General features: G+C 53.2%; 6 protein-coding genes. 5 read left to right on the forward strand and 1 reads right to left on the reverse strand.

Going from position 1 to position 8,794, the window contains the following annotated elements:
• Nucleotides 1-42 precede the first annotated feature (42 nt).
• The 3 genes from clpB (at nucleotide 43) to ilvN (ending at nucleotide 5,290) form a co-directional block, all read left to right on the forward strand.
• The gene (gene clpB / locus H616_RS0103870; RefSeq protein ID WP_027966177.1) at nucleotides 43-2,625 is read left to right on the forward strand and encodes an ATP-dependent chaperone ClpB; all 2,583 of its coding nucleotides are present in this window, start codon (nucleotides 43-45) and stop codon (nucleotides 2,623-2,625) included.
• Between the two features lie 449 nt (nucleotides 2,626-3,074).
• Entirely contained in the window at nucleotides 3,075-4,799 is a 1,725-nt protein-coding gene (locus H616_RS0103875; protein ID WP_027966178.1) for an acetolactate synthase 3 large subunit, read from the forward strand.
• Complete coding sequence (ilvN, locus tag H616_RS0103880) at nucleotides 4,799-5,290, forward strand: acetolactate synthase small subunit (RefSeq protein WP_027966179.1); 492 nt, start codon at nucleotides 4,799-4,801, stop codon at nucleotides 5,288-5,290. Before H616_RS0103875 ends, ilvN begins: the two co-directional genes overlap by 1 nt.
• 86 nt (nucleotides 5,291-5,376) lie before the next feature.
• On the opposite strand, the gene ilvY is transcribed toward ilvN, so the two are convergent.
• Nucleotides 5,377-6,270: an HTH-type transcriptional activator IlvY gene (ilvY, locus tag H616_RS0103885; protein WP_027966180.1), complete on the reverse strand. Its 894-nt coding sequence runs from the start codon at nucleotides 6,268-6,270 to the stop codon at nucleotides 5,377-5,379.
• A gap of 144 nt (nucleotides 6,271-6,414) precedes the next feature.
• Between ilvY and ilvC the strand changes: the two genes are divergently transcribed.
• Together ilvC and pssA are read left to right on the forward strand one after the other, a co-directional pair.
• Nucleotides 6,415-7,431 (forward strand): ketol-acid reductoisomerase, encoded by a 1,017-nt coding sequence (gene ilvC / locus H616_RS0103890; protein WP_027966181.1) that lies wholly within the window; start codon nucleotides 6,415-6,417, stop codon nucleotides 7,429-7,431.
• 174 nt (nucleotides 7,432-7,605) lie between these two features.
• Nucleotides 7,606-8,466 carry a CDP-diacylglycerol--serine O-phosphatidyltransferase gene (gene pssA, locus H616_RS0103895; protein WP_027966182.1) on the forward strand — a complete coding sequence of 287 codons (861 nt, stop codon included), beginning with the start codon at nucleotides 7,606-7,608 and terminating at the stop codon, nucleotides 8,464-8,466.
• The last annotated feature ends 328 nt before the right edge of the window (nucleotides 8,467-8,794 follow it).

Here is an 8,794-nt window from a genome sequence, read left to right on the forward strand (position 1 = left end):
GGCGTGTCTGGATGCGCCGTCACCCCGATGGAGGATGTGTTTATGCGTTTTGATAAGTTTACTGCCAAGTTACAGGCTGCCTTAGCCGATGCTCAATCACTGGCTGTGGGCCAGGGACATAATCAGCTAGAGCCGGTGCATTTGTTGCTGGCGCTGTTGAATGCCAATGATACGGGTGCCAAGGCGCTGATACAGCGGGCCGGTGGCGATGCTGCGCGCCTGAGTGAGCGACTTACTGCGCAGGTGGATGAGCTGCCCCGAGTGTCTCAATTCGACGGTGAAGTGCAGCCTTCGCGCGACCTGGTCAAGCTGTTTAACCTTACCGATCGCGAAGCTCAAAAGCGCGGTGATCAATATATTGCTAGCGAGTTGGTGCTGCTGGCTGCGCTAGAAATGCGTAGTACTGTGTCAACATTGCTGGAGCAGTCTGGCGTGTCGCGCAAGTCGCTGGAAGCCGCTATTGATAGTGTGCGTGGTGGTGAGCGGGTTGATGACCCTAATGCTGAAGAAAGTCGTGAAGCGCTGAAAAAATACACGTTAGACCTCACGGAGCGTGCAGCCGAAGGCAAGCTGGACCCCGTTATTGGCCGTGACGATGAAATTCGCCGCACAATTCAGGTGCTGCAGCGTCGTACCAAGAACAACCCTGTGTTGATTGGTGAGCCTGGTGTCGGAAAAACGGCCATTGCCGAGGGGCTGGCGCAGCGTATTGTTGATGGTGAAGTGCCGGAAGGCCTCAAGAACAAGCGTGTTTTGTCGTTGGATATGGGGTCGCTGCTGGCAGGTGCCAAATTCCGCGGTGAGTTTGAAGAGCGGCTTAAGTCAGTGCTAAAAGAGCTGGCTCAAGAAGAAGGGCGGGTCATCCTGTTTATTGATGAGCTGCATACCATGGTTGGTGCGGGCAAGGCAGATGGTGCTATGGACGCAGGCAACATGCTCAAGCCTGCGTTGGCTCGCGGTGAGTTGCATTGTGTGGGCGCCACCACGCTGGACGAATATCGCCAGTACATCGAGAAAGATGCGGCATTGGAGCGTCGCTTCCAGCGCGTGCTGGTGGACGAGCCATCTGAGGAAGATACCGTAGCGATTTTGCGCGGCCTTAAAGAGCGCTACGAGGTTCACCATGGGGTTGATATTACCGATGGTGCAATTATTGCTGCTGCCAAGCTGTCGACGCGCTATATTACGGACCGCCAGCTGCCTGACAAGGCTATCGACCTGATCGATGAGGCGTCGTCACGTATTCGCATGGAGCTGGACTCTAAACCTGAAGAGATGGACCGTCTTGATCGTCGGCTGATCCAGCTTAAAATGGAACGCGAGCACCTAAAGAAAGAGACCGATGACGCCTCCAAAAAGCGTTTGGAGCAGCTGGAAGAGCAAATTGGCGAGCTGGAGCGTGAGTACGCTGATTTGGAAGAAATATGGAAAGCCGAAAAAGCCAGTATTCAAGGGGCCGCTCAGTTCAAAGATGAGCTTGACAAGGCGCGTATCGATCTTGAGCAGGCGCGTCGTCAGGGCGACTTGGGGCGGATGTCAGAGTTGCAGTATGGCGTCATTCCTGAGCTTGAGCGCAATATTGCCGAGGCGAGTGAAAACGAAACGGATACGTCTGCGCATCAGCTGCTGCGCTCTAATGTGACCGAGGAAGAAATCGCGGAAGTGGTGTCGCGCTGGACGGGTATTCCCGTCGCCAAGATGCTCGAGGGCGAGCGCGATAAGCTGTTACGCATGGAAGACGCGCTGCATCAGCAGGTTATTGGTCAGACAGAGGCAGTTAGTGCAGTGTCTAACGCTGTGCGGCGCTCACGGGCTGGCTTGGCTGATCCTAATCGACCTAACGGTTCCTTCCTGTTCCTTGGTCCGACGGGGGTCGGTAAGACCGAACTGTGTAAGGCGTTAGCTAGCTTCTTGTTTGATACCGAAGAAGCCATGGTGCGCATTGATATGTCTGAGTTCATGGAGAAACACTCCGTGGCGCGTTTGATTGGCGCACCTCCTGGTTATGTCGGTTATGAAGAGGGTGGCTATCTGACAGAGGCCGTGCGTCGTAAGCCGTATTCTGTACTGCTGCTCGATGAGGTGGAAAAAGCTCACCCTGACGTGTTCAATATTCTGTTGCAGGTGCTGGAGGATGGGCGACTAACCGATGGGCAGGGCCGTACGGTGGACTTCCGTAACACAGTCATCGTCATGACCTCTAACCTGGGCTCTGATGTCATTCAGAGTATGGGGGGTGATGAAGAGAACTACGCTCAGATGAAGTCCATGGTAATGGAGGTTGTGGGTAGCCACTTCCGGCCCGAACTGATTAACCGTATCGATGAAGTGGTGGTGTTCCATGCACTTGATCAGCAGCAAATACAGTCGATTGCCAGCATTCAGCTTGATCGCTTGAGGGTGCGTTTAGCCGAGCACGACCTGGAGCTTAATGTTTCTCAAGCTGCTATGGCGCTGTTGGCGGAGGCTGGATTTGATCCGGTGTATGGTGCTAGGCCGCTCAAACGGGCGATTCAGAACAGCATTGAAAACCCGTTGGCCCAGGATCTTCTGGCAGGGCACTTCAGCCCAGGTGATGTGATTCACGTTGATGTTCAAGACAACAAGCTGGTCTTTCACCACTGATGTGGTAAGCGCCTGAAAAAACGGTTGTAGGTCGTTAAGCAACACCTCGTCTGAGATGCTAAAAGCACTGTCAGGCGAGGTGTTGCTGTTTTGCAGTTACCCTCGCGGGCAGGCTGATGGTTGACACTTATCGGCCACTATTGGAATCTATGCATATCCTGATTAACGGGTGCAACGCGAGAGGGCGACCCCCTTAATGTTGCGCGATAGGTAGGCGGCTTACCTTTACCTGCCGTAGGACTCCAGATGTGGGCCAACAGCCCAGTCTGGCCAACGCCCCGACGCGGTAATCTGCCGTGATGAGAGTGCAGGCCCTATCAGGGTCTATCAACGCCAGGGTTTGGCATCAGGTGCCGGTGTAACCGGCAGCGGCATGTTGCCGCACTCGACTTCGTATTCCAACCGGGAATACGGATCGCACTCGAGACCTCCAGGGGGGAGAAACACCAGTGGAACTGCTTTCCGGCGCAGACATGATTGCCCGATTCCTTAAGGATGAGGGTATTGAATATATTTATGGGTATCCCGGCGGCGCGGCGTTGCATATTTACGACGCCCTGTTTCGCCAAGAGGATGTTAAACATATCTTGGTTCGTCACGAGCAAGCGGCGACGCATGCGGCTGATGGTTATGCACGCGCCGCCGGCAAGCCCGGCGTGGTGATGGTCACTTCTGGCCCCGGTGCAACCAACGCGGTCACCGGTATCGCTACTGCCTACATGGACTCTGTTCCTATGGTGGTACTGTGCGGCCAGGTAATGAGCCACCTGATTGGTGATGATGCCTTTCAGGAAACTGACATTATTGGCGTGACTCGCCCGATCGTGAAGCACAGCTTTTCAGTGCGACATCCTAGCGAAATACCTGAGGTGCTTAAAAAAGCCTTCTATCTCGCTTCAAGCGGAAGGCCTGGGCCTGTCGTGGTTGATATTCCTAAGGATATGACTACGCCAACCGAGCGTTACGAGTACGTCTATCCGACTAAAGTGAAAATGCGCTCTTATAGTCCGGTTAGTCGTGGCCACACCGGACAGATCAAGAAAGCCGTTGAGTTGATGCTGAAAGCGCGTCGTCCGGTTTTCTATACGGGCGGTGGCGTTATACTGGGTGGAGCCAGTGAAGGGTTGACCGACTTGGTTCAGCGCCTTGGCTTTCCGATTACCACTACCCTGATGGGTATTGGTGCCTATCCTCAGAGCGACAAACAGTGCTTGGGGTGGCTTGGTATGCATGGCTCCTATGAGTCAAACATGGCCATGCACCATGCGGATCTGGTGATTGCTATCGGAGCTCGCTTTGATGACCGGGTCACGAATAACACCTCGAAGTTCTGTCCTACCGCTAAAATCGTTCACGTTGATATCGACCCAAGCTCGGTGGCTAAAACGGTGCGGCCCGATGTGCCCATTGTTGGCCCAGCAAAAAGTGTTATCAATGAGATGATCAGCCTGCTGCAAGGGAAGGAAATTGCCAACCCGAACGAGTTGGTTGAGTGGTGGAAAACCATTGATGGCTGGCGCCATGAGCGTGAGGGTAAGTTGTATGAGCCCTCAGCACCGGGTGAGGCACTCAAGCCTCAGGAAGTGGTTGAGGCAGTGTGTCGCGCTACCAATGGCGAGGCATTTGTCACTACTGACGTTGGCCAGCACCAGATGTTTGCTGCTCAGTACTACAAGTTTGACAAGCCTAACCGTTTCATCACATCTGGTGGGCTGGGCACTATGGGGTTTGGTTTTCCTGCGGCGATGGGCATCAAGAAAAGCTTCCCAGACGATAACGTGGTGTGCTTCACCGGCGAAGGTAGCTTCCAGATGATGATGCAGGAGCTATCGACCTGCAAACAGTATGGGATTGGCGTCAAGATCATCAACCTCAACAACGGCTCTCTGGGTATGGTGCGCCAGTGGCAAGACCTCAATTACAAGTCGCGTCATGCGCACTCCTACATGGAGTCGTTGCCGGACTTTAACATGCTGATTGGGGCCTATGGCTTCACGTCTATTCGGGTCACTACTCGGGAAGAGCTCGAAGAAGCGATGCAGCGTACGTTTGCTGACAAGCATGAGATGGTCTTTCTCGATGTCGCGGTTGATCCGCACGAGCACGTCTATCCGATGCAGGTGCCACTGGGCTCCATGCGTGACATGCTGCTTTCCAAGACGGAGAGAACCTGATGCGCCATATCATTTCTATTCTTATGGAAAACGAACCGGGCGCTCTGTCTCGCGTGGTGGGGCTGTTTTCGCAGCGTAACTTTAATATTGAATCGCTGAATGTGGCGCCAACGGAAGATGAGTCACTCTCGCGGTTGACGGTGACTACTGTTGGTGATGATCGAGTCATTGAGCAGATTACCAAACAGCTCAACAAACTGATTGATGTGGTTAAGCTGGTGGACCTCACTGAGGGCGACCACATTGAGCGTGAGTTGATGCTGGTTAAGGTCAAGGCGCTGGGTGCGGCGCGTGATGAGATCAAGCGCACTGCGGATATTTTCCGCGCACAGATCGTGGATATCACGCCAAGCATCTATACAGTGCAGATCACCGGAGACGCTGCCAAGCTGGATGCTTTCTTGCAGGCGATTGGGCCAGTGGGCATTCTTGAAGTGGCGCGAACCGGTGTTTCGGGCATTGCGCGCAGCGACAAGATCTTATCTCTCTGAGCTAGTGTTTTTAGCCAATGTGTGTTGTTGGTCGCAAATCAAGGCCGTCCTTTGGGGCGGCCTTTTTGTTGCCGGGCTGTGGTGGCTTAGCCGCTACGCTCCTCAACCTCTGCCCATAGTGCGCCTATCAAGGGGCTTTTTAAGCGGCGTTTGAGTACAGCTAGGCCAACATCGTAATGAGGTAGTTCGGGTTTTACCGGCAGAGTGCGTACACGCTCTGAGAGAGGGCTGGCTTCCAGTACAATGCGTGGCACTACGCCTATGCCAAAGCCGAGGCCTACCATGCTGACAATGGCCTCATGGCCTGCAACCTGAGCATAGATATGCGGCGTGATGCCCAGTGCGCGAAACCAAGTGTCGCTGACTTGGCGCGACAGCCCTGACTCTGACAGCACCATAGGCACGTTGCGCCACTGGTCAGCATGTGGCGTGCTGGGATCGCTAGGAATCCATGCGTGAGGCTGATGAGGCGCAATAAATACCAGTGGTGATCGGGTTAGTGACTTAAACGCTAGGCCGTCAGGAAGCTGGCGAGGGCGCGAGGTTATCGCCATGTCTTCATTGCCGGCCAGTACGCGAGCTACAGAGCGGGCGGGGTCGCCGGTATGCAGCTTCAGCTCAATGCCAGGATAATGCTGGCGGAAGCTGCTGAGCAGGTCATACAAAAAGCTGTAGCTGGCAGTGACAGAGCAATAGATGCTGATTTCGCCGGTCAGAGTGCAGGCGTCGTTCATCATTGACTGGCGTAGCTGTTCCCACTGCTCCAGTGTATCGCGAGCCCAGCGCTGGAACTCATGACCTTGGCGAGTCAGCAGCACTTGGCGGTTGTCGCGTTCAAATAGCGGTATGCCGACACTTTCCTCCAATTGTTGAATCACCCGCGACAACGTTGAAGGGCTGGTATGACAAGCTTCGCTGGCGCGGCCAAAATGTAGCGTGTCGGCCAGTACCAAAAAATATTTGAGAGGTCTGAAGTCCACGTAGCATCATCCCGTTATTTGAAATCTGATATTGCAAATATAGCGTTTTACGCAACACGGTGGGTAGCGTAGAGTCATGGAATAGCTCAAGGCTCCTAGCCATGGCTACGTTTAACTTTTACTTTATCGCTCAGGAGTTTTCAGATGCACGTTTATTACGACAAAGACTGTGACCTCGCACTTATCCAAGGTAAAAAAGTGGCGATCGTTGGCTATGGCTCTCAGGGCCATGCTCACGCTAACAACCTTAAAGAGTCTGGTGTCGACGTAACGGTTGCTTTGCGTAACGGTTCTTCTTCTGCTGCTAAGGCTGAAGCTGCTGGCCTGAAGGTTGCCAGTGTCGAAGACGCATGCAAAAACGCTGACGTGGTAATGATTCTGGCGCCGGACGAAAACCAGAAAGTGATTTATGAGCAGCAGGTTGAGCCGAACCTTGCTCAGGGTGCAACGCTGGCTTTCGCGCATGGTTTCAATATTCACTATAACCAGGTCGAACCGCGTGCTGATCTTGACGTGATCATGGTTGCCCCTAAAGCACCAGGCCATACGGTTCGCTCAGAATTCGTCAAGGGCGGTGGTATTCCTGACTTGATCGCTATTCATCAGGATGCTTCTGGTAAAGCTAAAGAACTGGCGCTGTCCTATGCCGCAGCTATTGGTGGCGGTCGCAGCGGCATTATTGAAACAACGTTCAAAGACGAAACCGAAACGGACCTGTTCGGTGAGCAGGCGGTGTTGTGTGGCGGTGCGGTTGAGTTGGTCAAAATGGGCTTTGAAACGCTGACGGAAGCAGGCTATGCGCCAGAAATGGCGTATTTCGAGTGCTTGCACGAGCTTAAGCTAATCGTCGACCTGATGTATGAAGGCGGCATTGCCAACATGAATTACTCTATCTCCAATAACGCGGAGTATGGCGAGTACGTGACGGGTACTGAAGTCATCAATGAGCAGTCTCGTGAGGCCATGCGCAATGCGCTTAAGCGTATCCAGACAGGTGAATACGCCAAGATGTTTATCAACGAGGGCAATACCAACTACCCCTCAATGACTGCGCGCCGCCGTCTGAATGCTGAACACCAAGTTGAGCAGGTTGGTGCTCAGCTGCGCGGAATGATGCCGTGGATTACAGCGAATCAGCTGGTTGATAAAACTAAGAACTGATGCAGTGAGCCTGCCTTGGTGACACAGGGCCAGGCTGACCACAGAGTTAAAAAGGGCACGGTCTGACCGTGCCCTTTTTTGGTTTTTACTTGGCGTCAACGATGGTGAGTGCTGAATGATTTTTGTGCAGGTGTGTAGAATGGGGCTATGTTAATACAGATGTGGATCTAAATGATGACACAAGATATGAATCAAGCGCCTCCGGGTGGTCGCGATACGCGCGACGAACCGCAAGGTGAAGATATCGCCAGCACTTTTCTGCGTGAGTCCGAAGTGGTAGAGGATGCCATAGAGGATGGTAAGCCAGTGCGACGCAGAGGCATTTATCTGCTGCCTAACCTGTTTACTACTTCGGCGCTTTTTTCGGGCTTCTTTGCCGTTGTTGCTGCCATCAATGGAGATTACGCCAGTGCTTCTATAGCAATTTTCGTTGCTATGGTATTGGATGGTCTCGATGGTCGCGTAGCCAGAATGACCAATACACAGAGTGCTTTCGGGGCGGAATATGACAGCTTGTCAGACATGTTGTCATTTGGGGTGGCGCCCGGCATTGTTGCGTTTACCTGGATACTGCAGGACGTCGGCAAAATCGGCTGGGTTGTTGCTTTTATGTATGTTGCATGCGGAGCGCTTCGTTTGGCGCGTTTTAACGTGCAGATCGGCAGCGTAGACAAAAAGTGGTTCATTGGTTTGCCGAGCCCGTCCGCTGCTGCGGTGGTTGCCGCTTGTGTGTGGACTTTTCATAACCTTGATGCCACTGCGTTTGGCTTCAAGCTAATGATGCTGTTTGTCGTCGGGGCGGCAGGTTTGTTAATGGTCAGTAATATACGCTACTACAGTTTTAAAGAACTGGACCTTAAGGGGCCAGTACCTTTTACCGTGTTGCTGGCTATTGTTCTGGGTTTTGTGGTCATTTCGATAGAGCCCTCTGTCATGCTGTTGCTGCTCTTCGGGGCCTATGTTGCATCTGGTCCAGTTATGGCGATCATGAGGAAAGTGCGTAAGCCAGCGCGACACGCTGAGGAAAAGTCGTAACGGTGATTTTTAGTAAACCGACCCAACGCCCGCGATATGCGGGCGTTTGCGTTTCTATGGAACGGCCCTTCCCAGTGGTTTGATAACGATTTTTCACAAAGTGCTTGCACTGTGCCAAGCAAGGTCGTAAAGTACGCATCCGCTGCAGGCAACGAGCCGAAAGTTAGGCTGGTTTTCTCGCAGCAGCAGAAGGAAGTACGCTTTATCAATCAGCAGGTTACACTCAGCTGGTGGCGGTAAAGAGAAGCGTGCAGGAGGCGTTACCGAGATGAAGAAAGTTTACATCGAGGGTTGACAATCTCCACCGGATGCGTAGAATACGCCTTCC

The sequence above is a fragment of the Halomonas halocynthiae DSM 14573 genome, from assembly GCF_000425725.1.
Lineage (GTDB): Bacteria > Pseudomonadota > Gammaproteobacteria > Pseudomonadales > Halomonadaceae > Halomonas > Halomonas halocynthiae.